24 protein-coding genes are annotated in these 26,555 nt (G+C 71.1%); 14 read left to right on the top strand and 10 right to left on the bottom strand.

Going from position 1 to position 26,555, the window contains the following annotated elements; all coding sequences use genetic code 11:
* Positions 1-153: 153 nt before the first annotated feature.
* Positions 154-1,731 carry an MDR family MFS transporter gene (locus MKW14_RS24930; protein WP_240865655.1) on the top strand — a complete coding sequence of 526 codons (1,578 nt, stop codon included), beginning with the start codon at positions 154-156 and terminating at the stop codon, positions 1,729-1,731.
* Between the two features lie 434 nt (positions 1,732-2,165).
* Here the strand turns inward: MKW14_RS24930 and cseC are convergent, their stop codons facing one another.
* From cseC to MKW14_RS24900, 5 genes are all read right to left on the bottom strand, one after another.
* The gene (gene cseC, locus MKW14_RS24920; protein ID WP_240865458.1) at positions 2,166-3,530 is read right to left on the bottom strand and encodes a two-component system sensor histidine kinase CseC; all 1,365 of its coding nucleotides are present in this window, start codon (positions 3,528-3,530) and stop codon (positions 2,166-2,168) included.
* Between the two features lie 17 nt (positions 3,531-3,547).
* Positions 3,548-4,252 (bottom strand): two-component system response regulator CseB, encoded by a 705-nt coding sequence (gene cseB, locus MKW14_RS24915; protein WP_240865457.1) that lies wholly within the window; start codon positions 4,250-4,252, stop codon positions 3,548-3,550.
* 83 nt (positions 4,253-4,335) lie between these two features.
* Positions 4,336-4,986: a hypothetical protein gene (locus tag MKW14_RS24910; RefSeq protein WP_240865456.1), complete on the bottom strand. Its 651-nt coding sequence runs from the start codon at positions 4,984-4,986 to the stop codon at positions 4,336-4,338.
* Complete coding sequence (locus tag MKW14_RS24905; protein WP_240865454.1) at positions 4,971-5,513, bottom strand: SigE family RNA polymerase sigma factor; 543 nt, start codon at positions 5,511-5,513, stop codon at positions 4,971-4,973. Before MKW14_RS24905 ends, MKW14_RS24910 begins: the two co-directional genes overlap by 16 nt.
* A 228-nt stretch (positions 5,514-5,741) precedes the next feature.
* Complete coding sequence (locus tag MKW14_RS24900) at positions 5,742-6,653, bottom strand: iron-sulfur binding domain-containing protein (protein ID WP_240865453.1); 912 nt, start codon at positions 6,651-6,653, stop codon at positions 5,742-5,744.
* Between the two features lie 154 nt (positions 6,654-6,807).
* Between MKW14_RS24900 and MKW14_RS24895 the strand changes: the two genes are divergently transcribed.
* Entirely contained in the window at positions 6,808-7,650 is an 843-nt protein-coding gene (locus tag MKW14_RS24895) for a hypothetical protein (RefSeq protein WP_240865452.1), read from the top strand.
* 106 nt (positions 7,651-7,756) lie between these two features.
* Here MKW14_RS24895 and disA read toward each other — a convergent pair whose 3' ends face one another.
* Positions 7,757-8,881, bottom strand: coding sequence for a DNA integrity scanning diadenylate cyclase DisA (disA, locus tag MKW14_RS24890; RefSeq protein WP_240865451.1), 1,125 nt, complete (start codon positions 8,879-8,881; stop codon positions 7,757-7,759).
* A gap of 81 nt (positions 8,882-8,962) precedes the next feature.
* Positions 8,963-10,372, bottom strand: coding sequence for a DNA repair protein RadA (gene radA, locus MKW14_RS24885; protein WP_240865448.1), 1,410 nt, complete (start codon positions 10,370-10,372; stop codon positions 8,963-8,965).
* Positions 10,373-10,711: 339 nt separating this feature from the next.
* On the opposite strand from radA, the gene MKW14_RS24880 reads away from it, so the two are divergent.
* A complete protein-coding gene (locus MKW14_RS24880; RefSeq protein WP_240865446.1) occupies positions 10,712-12,391 on the top strand; it encodes a BACON domain-containing protein in 1,680 nt (559 codons plus the stop codon).
* 9 nt (positions 12,392-12,400) lie between these two features.
* Here MKW14_RS24880 and MKW14_RS24875 read toward each other — a convergent pair whose 3' ends face one another.
* The gene (locus MKW14_RS24875; protein WP_240865445.1) at positions 12,401-13,249 is read right to left on the bottom strand and encodes a DUF3109 family protein; all 849 of its coding nucleotides are present in this window, start codon (positions 13,247-13,249) and stop codon (positions 12,401-12,403) included.
* 71 nt (positions 13,250-13,320) lie between these two features.
* On the opposite strand from MKW14_RS24875, the gene MKW14_RS24870 reads away from it, so the two are divergent.
* From MKW14_RS24870 to ilvD, 4 genes are all read left to right on the top strand, one after another.
* Positions 13,321-14,253 carry a Ppx/GppA family phosphatase gene (locus MKW14_RS24870; RefSeq protein WP_240865444.1) on the top strand — a complete coding sequence of 311 codons (933 nt, stop codon included), beginning with the start codon at positions 13,321-13,323 and terminating at the stop codon, positions 14,251-14,253.
* Positions 14,254-14,402: 149 nt separating this feature from the next.
* A complete protein-coding gene (locus tag MKW14_RS24865) occupies positions 14,403-15,224 on the top strand; it encodes a sugar phosphate isomerase/epimerase family protein (protein WP_240865443.1) in 822 nt (273 codons plus the stop codon).
* Positions 15,221-15,826, top strand: a complete 606-nt coding sequence (locus MKW14_RS24860) for a TetR/AcrR family transcriptional regulator (protein ID WP_240865442.1) — start codon at positions 15,221-15,223, stop codon at positions 15,824-15,826. Before MKW14_RS24865 ends, MKW14_RS24860 begins: the two co-directional genes overlap by 4 nt.
* Positions 15,827-16,035: 209 nt before the next feature.
* Positions 16,036-17,889: a dihydroxy-acid dehydratase gene (gene ilvD, locus MKW14_RS24855; RefSeq protein WP_240865441.1), complete on the top strand. Its 1,854-nt coding sequence runs from the start codon at positions 16,036-16,038 to the stop codon at positions 17,887-17,889.
* A gap of 71 nt (positions 17,890-17,960) precedes the next feature.
* Here ilvD and MKW14_RS24850 read toward each other — a convergent pair whose 3' ends face one another.
* Positions 17,961-20,051 (bottom strand): serine/threonine-protein kinase, encoded by a 2,091-nt coding sequence (locus MKW14_RS24850; protein ID WP_240865440.1) that lies wholly within the window; start codon positions 20,049-20,051, stop codon positions 17,961-17,963.
* Between the two features lie 181 nt (positions 20,052-20,232).
* On the opposite strand from MKW14_RS24850, the gene MKW14_RS24845 reads away from it, so the two are divergent.
* The 7 genes from MKW14_RS24845 (at position 20,233) to proC (ending at position 24,889) form a co-directional block, all read left to right on the top strand.
* Positions 20,233-20,538, top strand: coding sequence for an SH3 domain-containing protein (locus MKW14_RS24845; RefSeq protein ID WP_240865439.1), 306 nt, complete (start codon positions 20,233-20,235; stop codon positions 20,536-20,538).
* Positions 20,539-20,558: 20 nt separating this feature from the next.
* A complete protein-coding gene (locus tag MKW14_RS24840; protein ID WP_240865438.1) occupies positions 20,559-20,903 on the top strand; it encodes an SH3 domain-containing protein in 345 nt (114 codons plus the stop codon).
* 52 nt (positions 20,904-20,955) lie between these two features.
* Positions 20,956-21,459, top strand: a complete 504-nt coding sequence (locus MKW14_RS24835) for an EamA/RhaT family transporter (protein WP_240865437.1) — start codon at positions 20,956-20,958, stop codon at positions 21,457-21,459.
* A gap of 60 nt (positions 21,460-21,519) precedes the next feature.
* On the top strand, positions 21,520-22,293 hold the full coding sequence (locus tag MKW14_RS24830) for a class I SAM-dependent methyltransferase (protein ID WP_240865436.1): 774 nt from the start codon (positions 21,520-21,522) through the stop codon (positions 22,291-22,293).
* 112 nt (positions 22,294-22,405) lie between these two features.
* Positions 22,406-23,203 (top strand): ABC transporter ATP-binding protein, encoded by a 798-nt coding sequence (locus tag MKW14_RS24825; RefSeq protein ID WP_240865435.1) that lies wholly within the window; start codon positions 22,406-22,408, stop codon positions 23,201-23,203.
* Positions 23,200-23,991 (top strand): ABC transporter permease, encoded by a 792-nt coding sequence (locus tag MKW14_RS24820; protein WP_240865434.1) that lies wholly within the window; start codon positions 23,200-23,202, stop codon positions 23,989-23,991. Before MKW14_RS24825 ends, MKW14_RS24820 begins: the two co-directional genes overlap by 4 nt.
* Positions 23,992-24,076: 85 nt before the next feature.
* Positions 24,077-24,889 carry a pyrroline-5-carboxylate reductase gene (proC, locus tag MKW14_RS24815; RefSeq protein ID WP_240865433.1) on the top strand — a complete coding sequence of 271 codons (813 nt, stop codon included), beginning with the start codon at positions 24,077-24,079 and terminating at the stop codon, positions 24,887-24,889.
* Between the two features lie 73 nt (positions 24,890-24,962).
* On the opposite strand, the gene trpS is transcribed toward proC, so the two are convergent.
* The gene (gene trpS / locus MKW14_RS24810; protein ID WP_240865431.1) at positions 24,963-26,006 is read right to left on the bottom strand and encodes a tryptophan--tRNA ligase; all 1,044 of its coding nucleotides are present in this window, start codon (positions 26,004-26,006) and stop codon (positions 24,963-24,965) included.
* Positions 26,007-26,555 lie beyond the last annotated feature (549 nt).

The raw sequence follows: 26,555 nt of genomic DNA, 5'->3' as shown, positions 1-26,555 counted from the left end.
CCCCTGCTGCCTTACTTGCCGCCCGACTAGTAAACTTACTTGACGCCCGGCTAGTTACGGGTCTACCTTCATCAGTGTAGTCAACTAGCCGGGCGGCAAGTAAGTGGCCGGTCGGGGGGAAGTGCCGCAGGCAGGTGTAGGGGAGTGGGCATGATGGCGGACACAGAGACAGTCGAGGCCAAGCCGGACAAACAGCCGAAGAGCGTGCGCGTGGTGCTGCTCGCGCTCATGATCACGATGATGCTGGCGATGCTCGACAACATGATCGTCGGCACCGCGATGCCGACGATCGTGGGCGAACTCGGCGGCCTGGAGCACCTGTCGTGGGTGGTGACGGCGTACACGCTGGCCACCGCGGCGGCGACCCCGGTCTGGGGCAAGCTCGGTGACATGTTCGGGCGCAAGACCACGTTCATGACCTCGATCGTGATCTTCCTGATCGGCTCCGCGCTCAGCGGCATGGCCCAGAACATGGGCGAGCTCATCGGCTTCCGGGCCGTGCAGGGTCTCGGCGCCGGCGGTCTGATGGTCGGCGTCATGGCGATCATCGGTGACCTGATCCCGCCGCGGGAGCGGGGCAAGTACCAGGGCATGATGGCCGGCGTCATGGCCATCGCGATGATCGGCGGACCGCTGGTCGGCGGCACCATCACCGACAACTGGGGCTGGCGCTGGGCGTTCTACATCAACCTGCCGCTCGGCGTGGTCGCGCTCGGTCTGATCAGCGCGGTGCTGCACCTGCCGAAGAAGCGGTCCAAGGCCGGCATCGACTACCTCGGCGTGGTCCTGCTGACGGTCGGCATCACCGCCATCGTCCTCGTCACCACCTGGGGCGGCTCGGAGTACTCCTGGACCTCCGCGCGGATCATGGAGCTGATCGGCATCGGCGTGGCCGCGCTGATCGGGTTCGTGTTCTGGCAGACCAAGGCCGCCGAGCCGGTCGTACCGCTGCACATCTTCCGCAGCCGCAACTTCACGCTGATGTCGGTCATCGGCTTCATCACCGGTTTCGTGATGTTCGGCGCGACGCTGTACCTGCCGCTGTACCAGCAGTCGGTGCAGGGAGCCTCGGCGACCAACTCCGGTCTGCTCCTGCTGCCGATGCTCGGCGCGATGCTGGTCACCTCCATGGTGGCCGGGCGCGTGACCACCAACACCGGCCGCTACAAGATCTTCCCGATCGTCGGCAGCGCCCTGATGATCGTCGGTCTGTACCTGCTGTCCACCATGGGCACCGGCACCTCGCGGTTCACCTCTGGTGTGTTCATGGCGGTCGTCGGTCTGGGCATGGGCTGCCTGATGCAGGTCACCATGCTGGTCGCGCAGAACAGCGTCGAGATGAAGGACATGGGCGTGGCGTCCTCCTCGACGACCCTGTTCCGGACCCTCGGCTCCTCCTTCGGCGTCGCGATCATGGGCGCGCTGTTCAACAACCGGGTCCAGCACGTGATGGCCGAGCGGGCCGGCTCGGTGGGCGCGAAGATCACCGAGAAGTCGGCGTCGCTGGACGCGAAGAGCCTGGCGAAGCTGCCGGCGGTGGCCCGCGAGGCGTACCAGCACGCGGTGTCCGCGGGCACCCACTGGGCGTTCCTGCTCGGCTCCGTGGTGGCCGTCGTCGCCCTCGTCGCGGCGGTGTTCGTGAAGGAGGTCGCGCTGCGGGGAGCGGGACCGAAGCCGGAGGGTAGGGACGAGGGCGCCCCGGTGCAGCCGCCGGTCGTCGAGGCCGTCTGACCCGACAGTGAGCCGAAGGCCCCCGGATGGTGTCCGCCCCGGGGGCCTTCCTCATGCCCGCGGCCACGGGGGCCGTTGTCAGTGCCGCGTGCCACCATCGGGTTCATGGACACACTGCGCCAGCTGCGGCCGGCCAAGGACGCCATGGATCGGGACTGGTCCGATCCGGAGCTGGCAGCAGGCGCAGCTCCGGGTGGCGATGGAGGGGGCCCGGGGCGGCCGGCACCCCGGCCCTCACCTTCTGCAGGCCCGAACAGATCCTCGCCCTGGCCCGCGAGGCAGGCTTCCGGGAGACCCGGCACGTGTCGGCGGAGGATCTGGAGAAGCGGTACTTCCGGGACCGGACGGACGGGGTACGGCCGTCACGGGGGGAGGAGCTGTTGGTCGCCGGGACGTGAGAGGGCGGGCGGCGCAGATCGGGGCGGAGCCCTGACCTACGGCAGCAGCGGATAGCTGCCCGTGTTCGTCGGGGCGTGTTCGGGGAGCCAGAGGACCGCTACCGCGCCCTCCGCCGGGACGTGGGCCGGGGCGCCCGCCGGGCGGACGTTGCGGAAGGTCAGACGGGCGCCCAGGACCCGGGCCTGGCCCGCCGCGATGGTCAGCCCAAGGCCGTGGCCGTGCCCGGCGCGGTCGGCGCTGCCCGTGCGGAAGCGGCTCGGGCCGTCGGCGAGCAGGTCGGCGGGGAAACCGGGCCCGTGGTCGCGGACGCGGATGACACGGCCCTCGACGGTGACCTGGATGGGCGGCTTGCCGTGCCGGGCGGCGTTGGCGAGCAGGTTGAACAGGACCCGCTCCAGTCGGCGCGGGTCGGTCGTGACCATCGACTCGTGCACCACCCGCACCTCGACGTCCGGGTCCTTGGCCGCCACCCGCCGGGCGACGAACTCGCCGAGCATCAGATCCTGCAGCTCGGCCCGCTCGGAGGCCCCGTCGAGCCGGGCCACCTCCAGGACGTCCTCGACGAGCGTGCGCATGGCCTTCGCCCGGTCCAGGACCAGCTCGGTCGGACGGCCCGGCGGGAGGAGTTCGGCGGCGGTGAGCAGCCCCGTCACCGGTGTGCGCAGCTCGTGCGCGATGTCGGCGGTCACCCGGCGCTCCGCCTCCAGCCGCTGCTGCAACGCGTCCGCCATGGCGTCCACCGCGCTCGCGAGGTCGTCGGTCTCGTCCCGTACGACCCCGCCGATCGCGTCCCGCACCCGCACGTCCGGCTCACCCCTGGCGACCTGGTTGGCCGCGGCCGCCGCCTTGCGCAGCCGCCGTGAGAGCTGTCCGCCGATGAGCACGCCGAGCGCGCTGCCGCCGAGGACGACCGCGATGGAGCCGATGACCAGGGCCTGGTCGAGGTCGTTGAGGATGTCCGTGCTGCGGTCGGTCCACCCGGTGTGCAGCGACAGCACATGCCCGCCCTTGACCGGCACGGCCGCCCAGATGTCCGGAACTCCGTTGCGCCGGTCGGTGACATAGGTCGCCCGGCGCCCCTGCTCGACCTTCTCCCGCAGCGGCGACGGCAGGTCCGGGGCGTCCTGCTGGACGTTGGGGAAGTTCACCCGGCCGGACAGCTCGTAGCTGCGCTGGGCGATCTGGAGCCGCTCGTCCGCGAGGTCGCGCGCGTTGTCCAGCATCGAGACCCGGGCCGCGTTGTGCACGACCAGGCTCAGCACGATCGCGACCAGCGCCCCGACCAGCGCGATGGCCGCGCTAAGTTTCCAGCGCAGCCCGGTACTGAGGTTCCAGCGCAGCCCCGTACGGACGCCGCCCGTGTCGTGGCCCGTCCCCGGGTTCCGGAAGATCCCCCGCATGTCCTCGACGTCCCCGCTCAGGCCTTCAACTTGTAGCCGAAGCCGCGGACCGTCTCGATCCGGTCCTGGCCGATCTTCGTACGCAACCGCTGCACATGGACGTCCACCACCCGCGTGTCCCCGCCCCAGCCGTAGTCCCACACCCGCTCCAGCAGCTTGTCGCGCGACAGGACCGTGCCCGGCGCGGAGGAGAACTCCAGCAGCAGCCGCATCTCGGTCGGGGTCAGCCCCACCGGCTGCCCGGCCCGGCGCACCTCCATGCCCTCGGTGTCGATCTCCAGTTCGCCGAAGGTCAGCACCCCGCCGGAGACCTCGGGGGCGTGGTCGTCGCCCTTGTCCCCGCCGCCGGCGTGCCCGAAGCGCCGCAGCACCGCGCGGATCCGCGCGACCAGGACCGCTCCGTCGAAGGGCTTGGTCACGTAGTCGTCGGCGCCCGCCTCCAGGCCCAGGACCACGTCGATGGAGTCGGCCCGCGCCGACAGCATGATCACCGGCACGGTCGACTCGTCGCGGATACGGCGGCACAGGCTGACGCCGTCGAGGCCGGGCACCATGACGTCGAGCAGCGCGATGTCGGGCCGGTCCGCCCGGAACGCCTCCAGGCCCGACAGGCCGTCGGGCATCGCGGTGACCGCGAAACCGTCCCGCTCGAGGGCGAGCTGGGTGGCCTCGCGGATGACGTCGTCGTCCTCGACGAACAGGACGTGGGTCTGGTCTGCCATCCCGGTGCTCTCAGTTCTCGTGTCGGTCGTGGCGTACGTACTGCTGGTGGATCGCTGCGAGCGGGCCGAACGGTTCACGAGCGTCACTTCGACGGCGAGGCGCCGCTCCCGACGGCGTTGCTGTAGTCGTTGTGCGTGCGGTACTCCTCGGTGAAGCGGCCCGCGGCCCAGCGGTACGTGATCACGTTCTCGCCGGACGGACTCGACACCGGGTCACCCTTCTCGTACACCTGTTTGGTCACCACCAGGTCGCCGCGGTCTATCTCCGCGTAGACCGGAGGTTCCTCGGCCTGGAACACATTCTCGTACCGACCGTCCTGCTCGCGATACACATATGAGCCGACTCCGACAGCGTCCCCGCAGGTCAGCACATTCACCACGACGTCGTCCGACGGGCCGCCGGTCAGTTCCCCGTACGACACGTCGACCGGGTACTCGTCGGCCACGCACGGCTTCAGCTCGCGCTTGACCTCCGCCGAGACCTGCGGATCGTCCTTGACCAGCTTGACCGCGTCCACGCGCGTGGTCTGAGCGGGGGAGGGGGTGGGCGTGGCCGCGGCGCCGGCCACCGAGTCGGCGTGCGCCGGGCCCTCGTCACGCGCGCCGGTGCCGCCGGTGGCGCAGCCGGAGGCGAAAAGGCCGAGGGCGGCGAGCACGGTCACCGCCGTGAACGCCGCCTGCAGGTTCGCCCGGTCCGGGGTGGACCGCCCCGTGCCGGTCAGGCCGCCGTGCAACGCTCCCGCTCCTCATCCTCCAGCGCGCGTGCGTCCAGGTCACGGCTCTCCAGCTCCTCGCGGAGCCGGGCGAGCGCCCGGTGCAGCGTGCTCTTGACCGTTCCGGCCGACATGCCGAGGGCGGCGGCCGTCTCCTCCGTGGACATCTGCTCCCAGTGTCGCAGTACGACAACACTGCGCTGTTTCGGAGCGAGAACTTTCATGATGTCCATAAGAAGCGCCCGGTCCGCGTGCTGCTCCGTGGCGTCGTCGACGGACGCGTCCGGCAGCTGCTCGGTCGGGACCTCCTCCAGCTTGCGCGCCCGCCACCACTCCGTACGGGTGTTGATCATCACCCGGCGCAGATAGGCGTCCGCGAGCCGCTTGTCCGCGATGCCCTCCCAGCGGCCGTACGTCCGCACCAGCGCCGTCTGGAGGAGGTCCTGGGCGTCCGTCGGGTCCGGGACCAGCCGGCGGGCACTGCGCAGCAGCGCGTCCTGCCGGGTGCGGACGTACTCCTCGAACTCGAGCACCTCGCCCTGCGCCATGTCGAACCGCCTCCTGAATCCCCGTTACCGCGCGGCCCCTCGCCGGCGGTGTCCTTCGTGGGAATGAAGCTACGGAGGCGTTGTCACGGCGCTGTCCGAGCCAGCCCTCGGCTGGCAATCAGCTGTACGTCGGTTGTGTAACGAACATGGGAACGGGGTAAAGGAGCGCACCAGTTGGCGCCGCTATGGGGCGATTTGGCGCTGCGGTGCCTGTGAGGTTACGGCGGGTTACGTCAACGGCAGCCGATACGAACCCCCGGGAAGGGGCTCCACGAGTCCGTCCGCGACGAGCCCGTCCAGCGCCCGCGCCCGCTGCACCGGCTCGTGCCACACCCGGTCCAGCACCGCCTGCGGGACGGGCGCGTGCGCCTCGCGCAGCACCGCGAGCAGCTTGCCGCGCACCTGACGGTCGGTACCGGCGTACGTCTGCCCCTTGCGCGCCGGTCCCTCGTGCTCCGGCTTGCCCGCGAGCCGCCAGGCGCACAGCGCGGCGATCGGGCAGCGGTGACAGGACTCGTTCTTCGCGGTGCACACCAGCGCGCCGAGTTCCATGGAGGCGGCGGCCCAGCGCGAGGCGACGCGCTCGTCCTCGGGCAACAGGGCGCGGGCGAGCTTGCGTTCGGCGGCGGTGGTGGCGTTCGGCGGGTACTGGACGCCGGTGACGGCGCGCGCGAAGACCCGGCGGACGTTGGTGTCGAGGACCGCGTGCCGCTGCCCGTACGCGAAGGAGGCGACGGCCGCGGCCGTGTACTCGCCGATGCCGGGCAGCGCGAGCAGCTGCGCGTGATCGGTGGGTACGTCGCCGCCGTGCCGTTCCGTTATGGCGACCGCGGCGCCGTGCAGACGCAGGGCGCGGCGCGGGTAGCCGAGCCGGCCCCAGGCGCGGACGGCCTCGCCGGGGGCCTCCTGGGCCAGGTCGGCGGGGCGCGGCCAGCGGGCCAGCCACTGCTCGTAGACCGGCAGGACGCGGCTGACCGGGGTCTGCTGCAGCATGAACTCGCTGACCATCACGCCCCAGGGGCCGGCCTCCGGGCGGCGCCACGGCAGGTCGCGGGCGTGTTCGTCGAACCAGTCGATGACGGGGGAGTGCAGTGCGGTGTGGGGGGCTTGGGTCTCGGGGGTGTTCGTGAGCGCAGTCATGGCCTTCTGATCCTGCCACGGCCCGCCACGGATGGGCGGCTTTGCCCGGCGCCGGTGGGTGGGTCGCCGATTCCGGGATGATGATCCGGAAAAGTTGACGTAGTGGCGGCGGGTGGGGCAAGCGAACGCAGCGATCTCTCGTACAGTTTGCGCCGTGGGATCTCTGCGCAATCCTGTCGGGCCGCTTCCCTCCACCATCTACTGGCGCCGGAGGGTCGTACTGCTGTCCGTTCTCGCCCTGTTGGCGCTGCTGATCACCTGGATCGTGACGTCGGGCGGCGGAGGCGGCAAGAAGGACGACGGCTCGAAGGGCAGGACGCCCGCGCCCACCATCACGGCGGGGCCGTCGAGTTCGGGTCCCGCGATCAGTCAGGCGCCCGGCGGGCGTGACGACTCGGGCGGCACGGGATCCGGCGGGTCGGGCTCCGGTGGGAGTTCGGGATCGGGCTCGGGCTCGGACGGCGGGTCCGGTGCCGGGTCGTCGGGCGGTGCCGGTGGTTCCGGTGGTACGGAGGGGTCCGGCGGCGGTGCCGGCGGCTCGGGTACCGGGGCCGGGGTGAGCCAGGCAGACACGATTCCGGCTGGCTCCACGCTGCCCAACTGCACGGCGAGCGCGGTCCGGTTGAGCGTGCGCAGCCTGCACAACACCTACGGCCCCGGTGACACGCCCACCCTCCTGCTGACCGCGAAGAACGTCTCCGGGCAGGACTGCAAGGTGGATCTCGGGCCGAAGAGCGCGGTGTTGACGATCTCGCAGTCGGACAGCAGCGACGACTACTGGTCCTCCGCCGACTGCCCGAAGACCTCCGGCAGCCTGCTCTTCCGGGCACCGGCCGGCAGCAGCATCACGTACACCGTCAAGTGGGACCGCAAGCCGAGCGCCCCCAACTGCGCGACCCCGCCCGCGGGTTCGGCCGGGGCGGGCACGTACCTGGTGGAACTGACGGCCGCCGGGTACGGCAAACAGCAGACGTCCTTCGTCCTGAACGACGACTGAGACCGGGCCCGGCCGCACGGTATCCGGGAGGATGACGGTCCCGCTGAACCCACCGCGTCGGCCGGGTGGCGTCCGTCAGTGGGAGGTGGCGCCGGCGGGCCTGCGGCTATACGTACCGTTCCAGGATCGAGCTCTCCGCCAGGCGGGACAGGCCCTCGCGGACGCTGCGGGCCCGGGCCTCGCCCACGCCGTCCACGGTCTGGAGGTCGTCGACGCTTGCCGCGAGGAGCTTCTGGAGGCCGCCGAAGTGTTCCACCAGCCGGTCGATGATGGCGCCGGGCAGGCGGGGGACCTTGGCGAGCAGGCGGAAGCCGCGCGGGGAGACCGCCGAGTCCAGCGCCTCCGGTGAGCCGGTGTAGCCCAACGCCTTTGCCACCGTGGTCAGTTCGAGCAGCTCGGCGTGGCTGAGGGCGTCGAGCTCGTACAGCGCCTCGTCGACCGTGCGGGAGCGCTTCGCGGTGGGCTCGGGGACGTAGTCGCGCACGACCAGCTCGCGCTCGGGCTCCACGCCGGCGATCAACTCGTCCAGCTGGAGGGCGAGGAGACGGCCGTCGGTGCCCAGTTCGACCACGTATTCGGCGATTTCGGTGGCGATGCGGCGGACCATCTCCAGACGCTGGGCGACGGCGGAGACATCGCGGACCGTCACCAGGTCCTCGATCTCCAGCGCCGAGAGCGTGCCCGCCACCTCGTCCAGCCGGAGCTTGTAGCGCTCCAGGGTCGCGAGCGCCTGGTTGGCGCGGGACAGGATCGCCGCGGAGTCCTCCAGGACGCGGCGCTGCCCGTCGACGTACAGCGCGATCAGCCGCATCGACTGGGAGACGGAGACCACGGGGAAGCCGACCTGCTTGGAGATCCGGTCCGCCGTGCGGTGCCGCGTTCCGGTCTCCTCCGTCGGGATCGTCGCGTCCGGCACGAACTGCACGCCCGCCCGCAGGATCTTCGACAGGTCGGAGGAGATCACGATGCCGCCGTCCAGCTTGCACAGCTCCCGCAGGCGCGTGGCCGTGAACTCCACGTCCAGCACGAAACCGCCCGTGCACATGGCCTCGACGGTCTTGTCGAAGCCCAGCACGATGAGTCCGCCGGTGTTCCCGCGAAGCACGCGCTCCAGGCCGTCACGCATCGCCGTGCCGGGAGCCACGGCGCTCAGAGAGGCGCGCATCAGGCCATCGGCACCGGAACTCCCGCCGGACTTTCCGGGAGCTGCCGCCCGGTCGTTGGCTGCCACTGCACTCCTCCGGTCGCAGGTTCTGGGGCGCCCCCGTGTCGCACATTCTGTTCGTACGGACGGGCGAGACCAGGGCAAAGTCTACCGGCGGTCCTCCTCGTCCCGTGGGGCCTCTCGGCGACGAGAGCGGGGAAGGACCCTCAGAGCGTCCCCTATGTCCGCCACTTCCAGGACCTTCATGCCCGTGGGGATCTTGCCCGGATCGCCCGGCACCAGGGCGTGCGTGAAGCCCAGACGGTGCGCCTCGGCGAGCCGGCGCTGGACGCCCGTGACCCGTCTGACCTCGCCCGCGAGGCCCACCTCGCCGATCGCGACGAGGTTCTTCGGCAGCGGGGTGTCACTGGCCGCGGAGGCCAGCGCGAGGGCGATCGCGAGGTCGGCGGCGGGCTCGGACAACTTCACACCGCCGACCGTCGCGGAGTAGATGTCCCGCTTGCCGAGCGCGCTGATCCGGCCCCGCTGCTCCAGGACGGCCAGCATCATCGAGACACGCGAGGTCTCCAGGCCGGAGGTGGTGCGGCGGGGGGAGGGGATCTGCGAGTCGACGGTGAGTGCCTGGACCTCGGCGACCAGGGGGCGGCGGCCCTCCAGGGTGACCGTCAGACAGGTGCCCGGGACCGGTTCGTCACGTCGTGTCAGGAAAAGTCCGCTCGGGTCGGCGAGGCCCGTGATGCCCTCGTCGTGCAGCTCGAAGCAGCCGACCTCGTCCGTGGTGCCGTACCGGTTCTTGACGCCCCGCACCAGGCGCAGGCGCGCGTGCCGGTCGCCCTCGAAGTTCAGGACGACGTCCACGAGGTGCTCCAGCAGCCGGGGGCCGGCGATGGCGCCGTCCTTGGTGACATGGCCCACAAGGAGGGTGGACATGCCCCGCTCCTTGGACGCGCGGATGAGCGCGCCGGCGACCTCGCGCACCTGCGCCATGCCGCCGGGGGCGCCGTCGATCTCGGGGGAGGCGACGGTCTGCACGGAGTCGAGGATGAGCAGGGAGGGCTTCACCGCGTCCAAGTGGCCGAGCACGGCGGCCAGATCGGTCTCGGCGGCGAGATACAGATCGTCGTGGATGGCCTTGATGCGGTCGGCGCGCAGCCGGACCTGGCTCGCCGACTCCTCACCGGTGACGTAGAGGGTGCGGTGCTCGTCGCTCGCCGACTTGGCCGCCACGTCCAGCAGGAGCGTGGACTTGCCCACACCGGGTTCGCCCGCTAGCAGCACCACCGCGCCGGGCACCAGACCGCCGCCGAGCACCCGGTCCAGCTCGGGCACGCCGGTGGAGCGGGCCGTGGCCTGGCGGCCGTCGACCTGGCCGATGGGCAGCGCGGAGGTGGTCACGCGCCCCGGTGCCGTCGTACGGACCGCGGGCGCGCCGTATTCCTCGATCGTCCCCCACGCCTGGCACTCGGGGCAGCGACCGAGCCACTTGGCCGTCTGCCAGCCGCACTCGGTGCAGCGGTAGGACGGGCGGTCCTTGGTGGTCTTGGTACGGGCAGCCATGTCGAGAACCGTAACCGCCGCCACTGACATTGAGGACCCGCCCACCGGCGAAGCAGCCGCCGACCGCGAGGACACCGGTGCCACGAACCGTGCCGAGGAGCCCCGCGCCGGGCTGAATCGCTTGGCCGACCGCGCGTCGAGGGGCGCCTGCGTCGGGCTGAACCGCTCGGCCGACCGCGCCGGCGAGCCCCCACCCCGGGCCCAACCCCATCCGCCGCGCCCCGGACCGGACGCGGAACGAACCGTTTCTGTCCCCGATTGAGGGATCGTTTCACCCGTACGGAGTAAATGTGTTCAAGGGGGCAGAAGGTCCCGCGCTTCGCGCCCTACGGTCCACGGATGATGAGCAGCACTCCGGAGACCTCGACCCGCATCACCGGCGCACACCGGGCACGCAGGGAGGCGCGTGACCGTGCCGCGGCGCGCGCGTTGGCGCAGCGGCCGCCCGTGCGCTACGAGCCGTATCTGGACGGGCTGTTCACCTACTGCCTGTCCGTGCTGTGCGACCACGACACCGCGACCGAGGCCGTCGGCGACGTCCTCGCGCTCGCCGAGAAGCGCCGCGGCCCGCAGTCGGCCGCGGACCGCCGGGCGTGGCTGTACGCGCTGGCCCGCTGGGCGTGTCTGCGCAAGCTGGCCGAGGCCAAGCAGAAACGTCAGGGCACGCACGCGGCGGGCCGCTCGGCCGCCGAGCAGCAGCAACCACCCGTCGCCGAGGAGGTCCAGGAGGAGCGCCGGCGTGAACTCGCCCTGCTCGCCTGGCCGGAGGCCGCCGGCACCACCCCGGAGCAGCGCGAGGCGCTGGAACTCGCGGTGCGCCACCACCTCACCGCCCATGAGGTCGCCGCCGTCATCGGCATGGACCTCGCGGCCGCCCGCGAACTGCTGGCCGCCGCCGCCTGCGAGGTGGAGCGCACCCGCGCGGCCCTCGCCGTCGTGGAGAGCGGCGGCTGCCCCGGCGTCGCCCGGCTCACCGGCGACGAGCAGCTCGTGCTCAGTTCCGCCCTGCGCAAGGAACTCGTCCGGCACGTCGACGACTGCCCGCGCTGCCGTCGCGGAGCCGAGCGGGCGATCCCGGGCCGCTGGCCCGGCGCGACGGTCACCCCGGCCGAGCTGCCCGTCCTGGAGGCCCCGCGCGCGGAGCTGCGGATGACGTTCGCGCACCACGCACGCGCGCGTGGCGCCGCCGTACCGCGCTTCGACCGGCGCGGCTTCCCCATGGACCCCAAGGACCGCGCCGCCCGCCGCGACCGGCTGCGCGCGCGTGCCGTCACCACGACCGTCGTGGCCACCGTCGTCGCCGCCCCGGTGCTCGCCCTGTGGGCCGCCTACCGGGGCGCACCCGATGCCGAGGGCGCCGACGGCCGCTCCGCCACCGCCAGCGAGGCGCACGGCCCCGGCACCCTCGACGGCGAGGCGGCCGGCTCCGGCTACGAGAACGCCGGGAACGCCAGCACCAGACCCGACGGCCGCTTCCGCAAGCACGCCAAGCCCGAAGTCTCCGTGGAGGTCATCAGCGTCGTCGGCGCCGGCCGCAAGGACGCGGGCCACCTCGACGTGTCGGCGGTCAACGACGGAGACACCACCCTCATCACCCTCGCAGCGACCGGTTCCACGCCGGTGCGCTGGTCAGCGAGCACGAGCTCCGCCTGGCTCTACCTGAGCCAGTCCTCGGGAACCCTCGCACCGGGCCAGACGTTGACGATCAAGGTGTACGTCGACCATCTGCGCGAGCCGTCCGGCACCTGGAGCGCGCGCGTGGCGATCGCACCGGCCGGCGCCGTCGTCTCCATCGGCGGCTACGGCACCGCGCCCGGCCCCGGCCACGGCAGCCCCAGCAGTCCGCCCCCGGCAGACCCCGATCCGACCCCGACGAGCACGGCACCCTCCGACCCCCCGCCGAGCGACCCGCCCTCGTCCCCCGACCCGACCCCGACACCCACCGGCTCCACCCCGTCCGACCCGGGCGGCCCGACGCCACCGCCCGACAGCGGCACGCCGAACCCGACCGTGTCGTAGACCCAGGTCTCAGGCGACGGGATCGGCGGGATGGGGCGCCAGCAACGGCAGCTGCGAGGCCAGCCGCTGCTCGCACAGCTCCACCAGACGGTCGTAGCCGGCCTTGCCCATCAGCTCGGTCAGCTCCGCCCGGTAGGACACGTACACGGGATCGCCCGCGCCGTGCGCCGAGGTCGCCGACGTGCACCACCAGTGCAGGTCATGGCCGCCCGGACCCCAGCCCCGGCGGTCGTACTCACCGATCGACACCTGCAGCACCCGCGTGTCGTCGGGCCGGTCGATCCAGTCGTAGGTCCGCCGGATCGGCAGCTGCCAGCACACGTCCGGCTTGGTCTCCAGCGGCTCGCGGCCCTCCCGCAGGGCCAGGATGTGCAGCGAGCAGCCCGCGCCGCCCGCGAACCCGGGGCGGTTCTGGAAGATGCAGGAGCCCTGGAAGGGGCGGGTCTGCCGGTCGCCGTCCTCGTCCTCGGAGACCCAGCCGCCCCGCAGCCCCTCGTCGCGGTGCTGCCAGATGTCCGGGGTGAGCCTCGCCACATGTTCGGCGACGCGCTTCTCGTCGTCCTCGTCGGAGAAGTGGGCACCCAACGTGCAGCACCCGTCGTCCGCGCGGCCGGCCTGGATGCCCTGGCAGCCGCTGCCGAAGACGCAGTTCCAGCGAGAGGTCAGCCATGTCAGATCGCACCGGAAGACCTGCTCGTCGTCCGCCGGATCAGGGAACTCCACCCACGCGCGCGGGAAGTCGAGGCCCTTCTCGTCGGCCTCCCGGAGCTGCTTCGGCAGCTTGGCCTTCTTCGCCGGCCTCACCTGTGAAGAACCCTTGGCGGACTTGTCGTCCTTCGCCCTTTTCGTCTTTGGCACAGGACCAGCGTACGGCCCCCGCAGCCCCATGGAATACGGAGGACCGCCCAGGTGGCAGTAGCGTTCCGTACATGAGACTCGGTGTCCTCGACGTGGGATCGAACACGGTGCACCTGCTGGTGGTGGACGCGCACCCCGGCGCGTGCCCGCTGCCCGCGCACTCGCACAAGGCGGAACTGCGCCTCGCCCAACTCCTCGACGACAGCGGAGCGATCGGCCCCGCGGGCGTCGAGAAACTGATCGACGTCGTCCAGGGCTGTCTGCAGGCCGCCGAGGACAAGGGCGTGGAGAACTTCCTGCCCTTCGCGACCTCCGCGGTGCGCGAGGCCAGCAACGCCGATGACGTCCTCGCGCGCGTGCAGGCCGAGACCGGTGTCGAGCTGCAGGTCCTCACCGGCGAGGAGGAGGCCCGCCTCACCTTCCTCGCGGTCCGCCGCTGGTTCGGCTGGTCCGCGGGAAAGCTGCTCGTCCTGGACATCGGCGGCGGCTCCCTGGAGATCGCCTACGGCATCGACGAGGAACCCGACGCGGCCGTCTCCCTCCCCCTCGGCGCCGGCCGCCTCACCGCGGGCTGGCTCCCCGGCGACCCCCCGGACGCCGAGTCCATACGCTCCCTGCGCCGCCACGTCCGCGCCCAGATCGCCCGCACGGTGGGCGAGTTCAGCCGCTTCGGCGCCCCCGACCACGTGGTCGCCACCTCGAAGACCTTCAAGCAACTGGCCCGCATCGCCGGCGCGGCCCGTTCCACGGAAGGCCTCTACGTCCAACGCGAACTCAAACGAGAGTCCCTGGAGGCGTGGGTACCGCAGCTGGCGGGCATGTCGGCGGCCCAGCGGGCCGAACTCCCGGGCGTGAGCGAGGGCCGAGCCGGCCAGCTCCTCGCGGGCGCCCTGGTGGCCGAGGGCGCGATGGACCTGTTCGGCGTGGAGAGCCTGGAGATATGCCCCTGGGCCCTGAGGGAGGGCGTCATCCTGCGTCGCCTCGATCACATGGGCTCCGTGTAGATGCCTTTCAGGGGCGCGGGGCTGTGACATCAGCGACTCCGTCGCGGGGCGCGAGCAACCACACATCACCCGCACCCGCCCGTGGCGAACACCACAACGGCGAACAGGCACCCGGCCCCCAGCCCACCGCACCCCGTAACCTGTCCCCCATGGCGGAGCCAGTGTGCATCCCGGATGCGAAGGTCGCGCTGTCCACGGCCTCGGTCTACCCGGAGTCCACGGCGACGGCCTTCGAGATCGCCGCGCGCCTCGGGTACGACGGAGTCGAGGTCATGGTGTGGACCGACCCGGTCAGCCAGGACATCGAGGCGCTGCGCAGACTCAGCGACTACCACCGCATCCCGATCCTGGCCGTCCACGCCCCCTGCCTGCTCATCACCCAGCGGGTCTGGTCGACCGACCCCTGGGTCAAGCTGCAGCGCGCCCGGGCGGCGGCCGAGAAGCTCGGCGCGAGCACCGTCGTCGTGCACCCGCCGTTCCGCTGGCAGCGCCAGTACGCGCGCGACTTCGTCACCGGGATCTGGCGCATGGCGAACGAGACGGACGTGCGATTCGCCGTCGAGAACATGTACCCCTGGCGCTACCGCGACCGCGAGATGCTCGCCTACGCCCCCGACTGGGACGTGACGAAGGAGGACTACCGCCACTTCACGATCGACCTCAGTCACAGCGCCACGGCCCGCTCCGACGCGCTGCACATGGTCGACCGCATGGGCGACCGCCTCGGCCATGTCCACCTGGCCGACGGAAAGGGGTCGGCGAAGGACGAGCACCTGGTTCCCGGCCGTGGCTCCCAGCCCTGCGCCGAGCTGCTGGAACGGCTCGCGCTGACCGGCTTCGACGGCCATGTCGTCATCGAGGTCAACACCCGGCGCGCCATGTCAGGCGCCGAACGCGAGGCCGACCTCGCGGAGGCGCTGGCCTTCACGCGGCTGCACCTCGCGTCGGCGGTGAAGGTGCCCCGGCCGTGACCGACACCACCTCCCGGCGCCGGGGACGTCGCCCCCGAACCGAATCCGCCGACACCAGGGACCGGATCCTGACCGTGGCCCGCGAGGAGTTCTCCGAACGCGGGTACGACAAGACGTCCGTGCGGGGGATCGCGAAGGCGGCCGGTGTGGACTCCGCCCTGGTGCACCACTACTTCGGCACCAAGGAACAGGTCTTCGCGGCGGCGATCGAGGTCGCCTTCGCCCCCGCGCTGAACGCGCCCGAGGCGGTGGCCGACGGCCCGCTGGACGGCGTCGGGGAGCGCCTGACCCGCTTCGTCTTCGGCGTCTGGGAGAACCCGACGACCCGTACGCCCCTGCTGGCGATCCTGCGCTCCGCCGTCAACAACGAGACCGCCGCCGCCGTCTTCCGCCGCCTGGTCGCCTCCCAGCTGCTGCGCCGCATCGCCGCCCAGCTGGACGCGCCGGACGCCGAGCTGCGCGCCGAACTGGCGGCCGCGCAGCTGGTGGGGTGCGCGATGATGCGGTACGTGATCAAGCTGGAGCCGCTGGCCTCGGCGGACATGGAGCAGGTGATCGCGCGGGTGGCACCGGTGGTGCAGGGCCATCTGACCGGGAGCTGACCGTACGACCCCGTGGGGGCCGCCGTACAACCCCCTGGGGGCCGCTGCACGACCCCGTGGGGATCGCCGTACGACCCCGTGGGGATCGCCGTACGACCCCGTGGGGGCCGCCGAGACGGCCGTCCCGTATTCCGGACACCGCGTCCCGACCCCTGGATGACGGGCGTAGTCTCGGTAGCAGCCCTATCTGTCTGAAGGAGCGAGCGACGATGCCCGAGCTGAGGTCCCGCACAGTCACCCACGGCCGCAACATGGCGGGCGCCCGCGCCCTTATGCGCGCCTCCGGTGTACCCGGTGCGGACATCGGCCGCAAGCCGATCATCGCGGTCGCCAACTCCTTCACCGAGTTCGTGCCGGGCCACACGCACCTGTCGCCGGTCGGGCGGATCGTCAGCGAGGCGATCACCGAGGCGGGCGGCATCCCGCGCGAGTTCAACACGATCGCCGTGGACGACGGCATCGCGATGGGCCACGGCGGCATGCTGTACTCCCTGCCCTCCCGCGACCTGATCGCCGACTCGGTCGAGTACATGGTCGAGGCGCACTGCGCCGACGCCCTGGTCTGCATCTCCAACTGCGACAAGATCACGCCGGGCATGCTGATGGCGGCCCTGCGCCTGAACATCCCGACGGTGTTCGTCTCCGGCGGCCCCATGGAGGCCGGCCGGGCGACCCTGGTCGACGGCACGGTCCGCACGCTCGACCTGGTCGACGCGATCTCCGACGCCGTCAACGACAAGATCTCGGACGAGGACATCCTCCGTATCGAGGAGAACGCCTGTCCGACCTGCGGCTCCTGTTCCGGCATGTTCACCGCCAACTCGATGAACTGCCTGACGGAGGCCATCGGCCTCTCCCTCCCCGGCAACGGCTCGGTCCTGGCCACCCACACGGCCCGCAAGCAGCTCTACGTCGACGCTGCCCGCACCGTCATGGACATCACCCGCCGCTACTACGAGCAGGACGACGACACGGTCCTGCCCCGCTCCATCGCCACCTTCGCGGCCTTCGAGAACGCGATGGCGCTGGACATCGCGATGGGCGGCTCGACCAACACGATCCTGCACCTGCTGGCCGCGGCCCAGGAGGCGGGCGTCCCCTTCGGCCTGAACGAGATCGACGCGGTCTCGCGCCGGGTGCCCTGCCTCGCCAAGGTCGCCCCGAACGTCGCGAAGACCCGCACGTACTACATGGAGGACGTGCACCGCGCCGGCGGCATCCCCGCCCTGCTCGGCGAGCTGCACCGCGGCGGCCTCCTCAACGAGGACGTCCACTCGGTGCACAGCCCCTCGCTGGCCGACTGGCTGAAGACCTGGGACGTGCGCGGCGGCTCCCCGTCCCCCGAGGCGGTCGAGCTGTGGCACGCGGCCCCCGGCTGCGTCCGCTCCGCCGAGGCCTTCTCCCAGTCCGAGCGCTGGGAGGCCCTGGACGAGGACGCGGCGGAGGGCTGCATCCGCTCCGTCGAGCACGCGTACTCCAAGGACGGCGGCCTCGCGGTCCTCAAGGGCAACCTCGCGGTCGACGGCTGCGTGGTGAAGACGGCCGGCGTCGACGAGTCCATCTGGACCTTCGAGGGCCCGGCGGTCGTCTGCGAGTCGCAGGAAGAGGCCGTCGAGAAGATCCTCAACAAGCAGGTCACGGACGGCGACGTGGTCGTCATCCGCTACGAGGGCCCCAAGGGCGGCCCCGGCATGCAGGAGATGCTCTACCCGACGTCCTTCCTGAAGGGCCGCGGTCTCGGCAAGACCTGCGCCCTGATCACCGACGGCCGCTTCTCCGGCGGCACATCGGGCCTCTCCATCGGCCACGCCTCGCCCGAGGCGGCGTCCGGCGGCACGATCGCCCTCGTCGAGAACGGCGACCGCATCCGCATCGACATCCCGAACCGCACGATCGAGCTCCTGGTCGACGCCGAGGAACTCGCCCGCCGCGAGCAGGCCCTCGGTGGCGTCTACGCCCCCAAGTCCCGCGAACGCAAGGTCTCAGCAGCCCTGCGCGCCTACGCGGCGATGGCGACGAGCGCGGACAAGGGCGCGGTGCGGGACGTCTCAAAGCTGGGCTGAGACGCACTGCCCTGACTGAAGCTGGGGCCGTCCCTGCCGGGGCGGCCCCTTCCGCATGCCTTCCCGGAGCGTCACCAGCCCGACGGATCCCGCGCATCCACAGCGAAGACGGTGCCGTCGGGGGCGGTGGCGTAGACGTGGTTGTGGGCGAGGACGGGGGTGGGGAGGGCGGCCATCACCTGGTCCGAGTTCTTCCCGAGCCGGGCCCGCGTCTGCCCGAGGAGCTCTCCGTTGCGGGCGTCCACCGCCAGCAGACGCCCGTCGGCAGCGGTGACGTACACATGCCTCGCGTCGACGGCGGGCACGGAACCGCGGCTGACGGACGTCTCCAGGTGCCACAACCGCTTGCGCGCGGCCATGTCGACGGCCTCCAGGGAACCACCGGAGCCCAAGAGGTAGACGACGTTCCCGTGTACGGAGGCTCGGGCGCCGAACCGGGGCACCGGCAGGGGCATCCGGCGCACCGACTTCGACTCAGGGTCGTAGCGTACGAGCGCCTTCGTGGCGCCGGTGGCGTTGTCGACGACGAGGAAGTAGACCGGTCCGCCCGAGGAGCCGACCGGCTTGAGGGTCCCTTTCAACAGTGCGTTCCAGCGCACGTCCCCGGTCGCCGGATCGAGTGCGGTGACCCGGGTTTCCGGCCCGGCGCCAGAGGTGATGGTCGCGTAGGCGAGGCGATCACCGGCGAACGAGGCGAAGTAGGGCGTGCCCTGGCCGGGGACCCGGTGTCGCCACTTCGTCGTGCCGGAGGCGCTGTCGACGGCGGTGACCGTGCCGTCGGAGCCGGTGAGCAGAAGCACGCCGTCGGCGAGTTGAAGTCCGTTGTTCGCGGTCATGTTCCGCTGCCAACGCGCCTTGCCCGTAGTCGGGTCGAGGGCTTCCAGCCGCCCGGTGTCATCCGTCAGAGGCTGCACGAGGCCGCCCGAAAGGGCCGGAGGCCCGCTCCTGGGCGTGGCGGCGACCGAGTGCCGCCACAGCAGGGCACCGTCGGAGGCCGCCAGGGCGAAGACCACGCCGGTCTGTCCGCAGATCAGCTTCCCGGCGCCGAAGACACAGTCGGGCATCCCTCCGTCGGCGACCACGGGCTTCGCCGCCCACTCACCGAACCGCGCCGCCGTGCTGGTCGGTTCGGCACCAGGTGCCTTCTCGCTGCCCTTGCCGAGCAAGGGGAGGGAGGCGAGTGCTCCTCCGGCCACAAGGAGAAGCGCGACGGCCCCCAGGAGCGCCTTTCTGCCCCGGCGACTCCCGGGCTCGGGTTTCCTCTCCGCCTGCGGTCCGGGCCTCGCCTCGTCGATGGCCCGCTGCGCCGGTATGAAGGCCTGCGTGTCGTACGAGGCCGCCACCGCCCGCAGCTCGCGCATCAGTTCGTCGGGCGTGGGCCGGTCCTCGGGTTCCTTGGCCAGACAGCGCAACACCAGCGGTGCGAGGTTCTCCGGTACGTCGGTCAGGTCGGGTTCGTCGTGGACGACCTGGTAGGCGACGATGTACGGGCTGTCGGAGTCGAACGGGCCGCGTCCCGTCGCCGCGTGCACCATCACGGATCCGAGCGCGAAGATGTCGGCGGCCGGCCCCACCTCTCGTGGCCGCCGGAACTGCTCGGGTGCCATGAAGGGCGGCGTACCGATCAACTTCCCGGTCTCGGTCCGCAGTTCGCTGTCCTTTGGCCGGGAGATGCCGAAGTCGATGACCTTCGGACCGTCCTCGGCGAGCAGTACGTTGCTGGGTTTCAGATCCCGGTGCACGACGCCGACCCGGTGAATGTCGCGCAGCGCCTCGGCCAGTCCGGCCATCAGCCGCCGCAGCTGGGCGGGAGGCATGGGGCCGTTCCGCTTCACCTCTTCGGAAAGCGTCGGACCCGGGATGAACTGCGTGGCCATCCAAGGACGTTCGGCCTCGGGATCAGCGTCGACGACAGGTGCCGTGAAAGCGCCGCTCACCCTTCGGGCGGCGGCTACTTCCTGTCGGAACCTTCCCCTGAACTCGGGGTCCTTGGCGAAATCCGCGTGGACGACCTTCACCGCGAGCTTCATCCCGGAGGTGCTGCGGGCCAGATGCACGACACCCATGCCACCCGACCCGAGGCATGACTCGAGACGGTAGTGGCCGGCGTACTCGGGAAGTTCCGCTTCCGCGCCCGCTCCGGTGTTGCGCTCAGGCGCCATGGGACCTCCCCCGTGCTGTTCGTCCGCACGCGCGACGCACGGAGCCTAGTCGATGCGTCGGACGAGACAGAGGCGGCGTGCTGGCTTCCGCGTGCGAGTTGCGTACATGTGTTTCATGGCGTGTTTTAGGGGAATCAATGGGGCCCCATGACAGTCATGGGGCTCAACGGGGGAGGTTCGCATGTCTGTTGACCATGCCGAAGAAGCAGATGGCGTCGAGGCGGCGGCCGCCGCGACTGTACAGACCTATCCGGTCGCGCCCGGCGTCCGACTCAATGTCCGCAGTGGCCCCGGCACCAACTTCACGATCGTGCGGGTGCTTCCCGAGGGCTCCCACGTCCCGATCTTCTGCCAGTCACCGGGCACCACGGTGACCGGTCCGTACGGCACCTCGAAGATCTGGGACAACATCGACGACGGCGAGTACGTCTCCGACGCCTACGTCCTGACCGGCAGCGACGGCTACGTGGCCTCTCGCTGCGGCTGACTCTCCAGAAGAGGATCCCGATGACATCCGGAAGACGCAGATTCGTCCTGTTCGCCAGTGCCGCCGGAGCCCTTCTCATGGTGATGGGCTCGGCGGCCACCGCCGACGCGGCCTCGCTGCGCTACTACGACACCGCTCCCGGCATCCGTCTCAATGTCCGCAGTGGCCCCGGCACCCAGTACGGCATCGTCCGCGTTCTGCCCGAGGGCGCGAAGGTGCCGATCTTCTGCCAGACCCCGGGCACGACGGTCTCGGGCTACTACGGCACCTCCAACATCTGGGACAACATCGACGACGGCGAGTTCGTGTCCGACGCCTACGTCAACACCGGCAGCGACGGCTACGTAGCCTCCCGCTGCGGCTGACCCGTCCGGTCCCGGAGGGAGCCCGCCCCGGCCCCGGAGCCATAATCGTCACGTGAGCGACGAAAACGGCACCCCGGCAGCCCCGGCGGGCTCCACCGGTCCCCGCGCAGAACCGATCCGCTTCTTCAGCACGACCTGGGTGAACCACGACAACGGCTACCCCCTCCGCCGCATCGGCGCGGCCACCGGCTCCCTCGTCGCCGCCGTGGCCGCCTGCCTCGTCCTCGCCTTCGCCTACCAGGGGCTCCAGATCGCCGACAGCGGCGCCTTCGTCACCGCGCTGGTCGTCGTCATGTTCGCCGTCTGCAGCGCCCTGGCCTTCCGCCACACCTGGGAGTCCTTCACCCGGCGCCCCGACCCGGACCGCCAGGCCTCCCTGCGCGGCCTGCTCGCCATCGGCTTCGTCGGCTCCCTCCTCGCCTACTTCTTCCGCTCCCTCACCGAGGCCCCCGGCGAGACACTCCACCGCGAGGAGTACGAGGCCGCGCTCAAGCAGCACCAGAAGCGCACCGTCCGCCGCACGGGCAACCCCTCCAGGAAGCGCCGCCGTTCGTAGCGTCCCCCTCTCACCAGAAAATCACTGCTGCGTACAACCAGCGCGGGCCACCATGGCCGTATGACGCTGCATCCGGACGCCACCAGGGCCCACTCCTTCAACGCGGCCGCCGCCCAGTACGCGGCGAACCGCCCCGCCTACCCCACCTCCCTCTTCGACGCCGTCGAGGAGCTCGCCGGCCGCCCCCTGACCGGAGCCCGGGTCGCGGACGTCGGGGCCGGCACCGGTATCGCCACCGCCCTGCTGCACGCTCGCGGAGCCGCTGTGCTCGCGGTGGAACCCGGCGACGGCATGGCGGCCCAGTTCCGCCGCACCCTCCCCGACGTCCCCCTCGTCCGCGGTGACGGCAACGCCCTCCCGCTCGCCGACCACTCCGTCGACTTCCTCACCTACGCCCAGGCCTGGCACTGGACCGACCCGACGCGCTCGGTGCCGGAGGCCCGGCGAGTGCTGCGGCCCGGCGGGGCGCTCGCCCTCTGGTGGAACCGGGATCCCGCCGACGTCCCCTGGATCACCGAGCAGTCCGAGCGCATACGGCACCACTTCCGCGGCCGGCACGCCAACAAGCAGGGCGCCGGCGCCCTCCGCACGGAGCGCGCCTTCAACGGCGCCGAGGACGTTCCGCCCCACGCCCATCGCGTCGTGCGCTGGAGCCGCAGGATCCCCGTCGACACCCACCTCGCCAACATCGGCAGCCACTCGATCTTCCTCGTCCAGGACAAGGAGACGACCAACGCCTTCCTCGCCGAGGAGCGAGAGCACCTGCTGCGGATCTTCCCCGACGGCACGGTCGAGGAGGTCTACGACGTCCTGCTGATCGTCGCCACACCCTGAAGCCCTGGCGCGGCGGCCGGGCTGGACTTCCAACGACGCGCCAAGCGCGCAAGCGATGCCTCCCCCCTTCGGCACTTGACGCCTCCGGCCGCCCGCGAGGATTATTCATCGCATGATGAATTACGCGTCCGCGCGAAGCGACCCCCCGGGCGATCCCGCCGTCCGCGCCGAAGACCTCACCGTCGTCCGCGGCCCCCGCACCGTCCTGCGCGGCCTCGGCTTCACCGTCCCGCGTGGCCAGATCACCGGCCTGCTCGGCCCCTCGGGCTGCGGCAAGTCGACCCTGATCCGCTCGATCGTCGGCACCCAGGCCAAGGTCACCGGCACCCTGGAGGTCCTCGGCCGCCCCGCCGGCCACCCCACCCTGCGCACCCGCATCGGCTACGTCACCCAAGCCCCCTCCGTCTACGACGACCTCACCGTCCGTCAGAACCTCGACTACTTCACCGCGATCCTCACCCCGAACCGCAGCTCGGCCCACCGCCGCCAGGACGTCGACCGCGTGCTCGCCGACGTCGACCTCACCAGCCACGCCGACGCCCTCGCCGGGAACCTCTCCGGCGGCCAGCGCAGCCGCGTCTCCCTGGCCGTGGCCCTGCTGGGCACACCGGAACTCCTCGTCCTGGACGAGCCCACCGTCGGCCTCGACCCCGTACTCCGCCGCGACCTGTGGAACCTCTTCCACTCCATCGCCGCCGACCGCGGCACCACCTTCCTCATCTCCTCCCACGTCATGGACGAGGCCGAGCGCTGCCACCGCCTGCTGCTGATGCGCGAGGGCGAGATCCTCGCCGACGACAGCCCTGACGCCCTGCGCACCCGCACCGGCGCCGACACCGTCGAAGCAGCCTTCCTGCACCTGGTCGACCAGGCCACAACGGCCGCCCGCGAGAAGGAGACCACCCGATGAGCACCGCGACCGCGCCCACCACGACGGCCGGGCCCGCCGCCCCCCGCGCCCTGAACCTCTCCCGCACCACCGCCACGGCCGCCCGCGTCCTGCGCCAGCTGCGCCACGACCCGCGCACCATCGCGCTGATGCTCCTCGTCCCCTGCGTGATGCTGGTCCTGCTGCGCTACGTCTTCGACGGCAGCCCGCACACCTTCGACAACATCGGCGCCTCACTCCTCGGCATCTTCCCGCTGATCACCATGTTCCTGGTGACCTCGATCGCCACCCTGCGCGAACGCACCTCCGGCACCCTCGAACGTCTCCTCTCCATGCCCCTCGGCAAGGGCGACCTGATCGCCGGCTACGCCCTCGCCTTCGGCACCATCGCGATCATCCAGTCCGTCCTCGCCACCGCCCTCGCGCTCTGGGCCCTCGGCCTGGACGTCACCGGCAGCCCCTGGCTCCTGCTCCTGGTCGCCCTCCTCGACGCCCTGCTCGGCACCGCCCTCGGCCTCTTCGTCTCCGCCTTCGCGGCCTCCGAGTTCCAGGCCGTCCAGTTCATGCCGGCCGTGATCTTCCCCCAACTCCTCCTCTGCGGCCTGTTCACCCCCCGCTCCACCATGCACCCCGTCCTGGAGGCCATCTCCGACGTCCTGCCCATGTCCTACGCCGTCGACGGCATGAACGAGGTCCTCAAGCACACCGACATGACCGCCACCTTCGTACGCGACGTCCTCGTCGTGGCCGGCTGCGCGCTGCTGGTGCTCGGCCTCGGAGCGGCCACCCTGCGCCGCCGCACCACGTGACCACCCACCGGACAACCGAGCCGCACACCCACCCCCGGTGCGAGGATGAACCCGGACGACGCAACCCCCCGGAGGCATCCGCGCCATGACCCAGAAAGTCGCAGTCCTCGGCACCGGCAAGATCGGCGAAGCCCTGCTCAGCGGAATGATCCGCGGCGGCTGGGCCCCCACCGACCTCCTGGTCACCGCCCGCCGCCAGGAACGCGCCGAGGAACTCCGCACCCGCTACGGAGTCACCCCCGTCAGCAACCCGGAAGCCGCCAAGACCGCCGACACCCTGATCCTCACGGTCAAGCCGCAGGACATGGGCACCCTCCTCGACGAACTCGCCCCGCACCTCCCCGCCGACCGCCTGGTCATCAGCGGCGCCGCGGGCATCCCCACCTCCTTCTTCGAGGAGCGCCTGGTCGCGGGCACCCCCGTCGTCCGTGTCATGACGAACACCCCCGCCCTCGTCGACGAGGCGATGTCCGTCATCTCCGCCGGCACCCACGCCACCGCCGACCACCTCGCCCACGCCGAGGAGATCTTCGGCGCCGTCGGCAAGACGCTGCGCGTCCCCGAGTCCCAGCAGGACGCCTGCACCGCCCTCTCCGGCTCCGGCCCGGCCTACTTCTTCTACCTGGTCGAGGCCATGACCGACGCCGGCATCCTGCTCGGCCTGCCCCGCGACAAGGCCCACGACCTGATCGTCCAGTCCGCGATCGGCGCCGCCACCATGCTCCGCGACAGCGGCGAACACCCGGTCAAGCTCCGGGAGAACGTCACGTCCCCGGCTGGCACCACCATCAGCGCCATCCGCGAACTCGAGAGCCACGGCGTACGGGCCGCCCTCATCGCCGCCCTCGAAGCCGCTCGCGACCGCAGCCGCGAACTGGCCTCCGGCAAGAAGGACTGACCCGCACGGAGGGCCACAGACACCGAGACAGGGAGCCACCGGCGCACGCGGACACCGGCGTCGGCCCGCGCCGCTATCCGGCGGTGTTCAGCACCACGTCGGCAGCGGCGCCGGTATCCGAAACGGCCGGCAGCAAGCCGATCGCCCGATACGCGGCATCCACGGTCGGCCGGGCCATCGCCCGTGCCTTCTCCGCACCATCCCGCAACACCCCCTCCACATAGCCAGGATCGGCGCACAGCGCCCTGTGCCTCTCCTGCACGGGCCTCAAGACCTCGACCACGGCCTCCGCGGTGTCCTGCTTCAAGGACCCGTACGACTCATATACACCGCTCAGGTCCTCGGGGTTCCCACCCGTGCAGGCGGCCAGGATCTCCAGCAGATTCGCCGACCCGGGCCGCTCCTCCCGGTCGTAGACGACCTCCCGCCCGCTGTCGGTCACGGCCCGCATGACCTTCTTGCGCACCACGTCCGGCTCGTCGAGCAGATAGACGACGCCCAGCCCGGACTCGTCGGACTTCCCCATCTTCCGCGTCGGCTCCTGCAGGTTCATCACCCTCGCACCGACCGCCGGGAGCGTCGCCCGCGGAACCGTGAACGTGTGGCCGTAGCGCTGGTTGAACCGCACGGCCACATCCCGCGCCAGCTCCACATGCTGCTTCTGGTCCTCGCCGACCGGCACCTCGTCCGTGCCGTACGCCAGGATGTCCGCCGCCATCAGCACCGGATACGTCAGCAGCGACAGCCGCACACTCCTTCCCCGGGCGGACTCCTTCGCGGCCTTCTCCTTGTACTGGACCATGCGCCGCATCTCGCCGTCGGTCGCCACACACTCCAGCAGGTACGACAGCCGCGCGTGCTCGTCCACATGGCTCTGTACGAAGAGGGTGCACAGTTCGGGGTCCAGGCCCGACGCCAGCAGCAGCGTCGCCGCCTGCTGACTCAGTCTGCGCACCCGCGCCGGATCGTGCTCCACGGTCAGCGCGTGCAGATCGACGACACAGAACAGCGCGTCGGCCTGATGCTGGTCGGCCGCGGCCCACCGCCGCATGGCTCCCAGATAGTTCCCCAGGGTCAGGTGTCCGGTCGGCTGGATACCGCTGAAGACCCGTGCCATCTCCACTCCTTCTCCGTCGCGGCCCGCCGTCCCGGTCGGCCGCCCCTCGGAGATCCGGAGGAGATACGAGAACGGCCGCCGAGGCGGCGGCCGTTGAGTGCATACGCGAGTTCGGCCGCCGTCAGGCGGCCCACCACTGCTGGCTACACGTACGCGTTGTCATGGCAGCCAGCGTACGCCGCCGAGGTGCGGACCGGCAGCGAGTTGACACACCCAGGACAGATCCGTAAGGTTCTTCGAGTTGTCCGACGTGAGAGCCGACTCCGGTCGGTCCCCGGACAGCCATTCCGCAGGTACCAACCACTAGTCGACTGCCGTCGAACAGGCCGCCGTCGTTTTATTGGTATGCGTATTTGCGAAATGAGGAATCCGCGTTCGAAAGGACGTGAGCCCCCGATTAGCGCGGGGGCCGGGAATCCGCTAAAGTCTCACTCGTCGGAACGGCCCAACGGTCGGGAAGACAACCCCCTCTGACTTGGAATCAGACGCCGAAAGGATCTGATAGAGTCGGAAACGCAAGACCGAAGGGAAGCGCCCGGAGGAAAGCCT

The sequence above is a fragment of the Streptomyces gilvus genome, from assembly GCF_022513565.1.
Taxonomy (GTDB): domain Bacteria; phylum Actinomycetota; class Actinomycetes; order Streptomycetales; family Streptomycetaceae; genus Streptomyces; species Streptomyces gilvus.
Note: the sequence above shows the minus strand (reverse complement) of the source record. Positions and strands in the feature narration are given on the sequence as shown.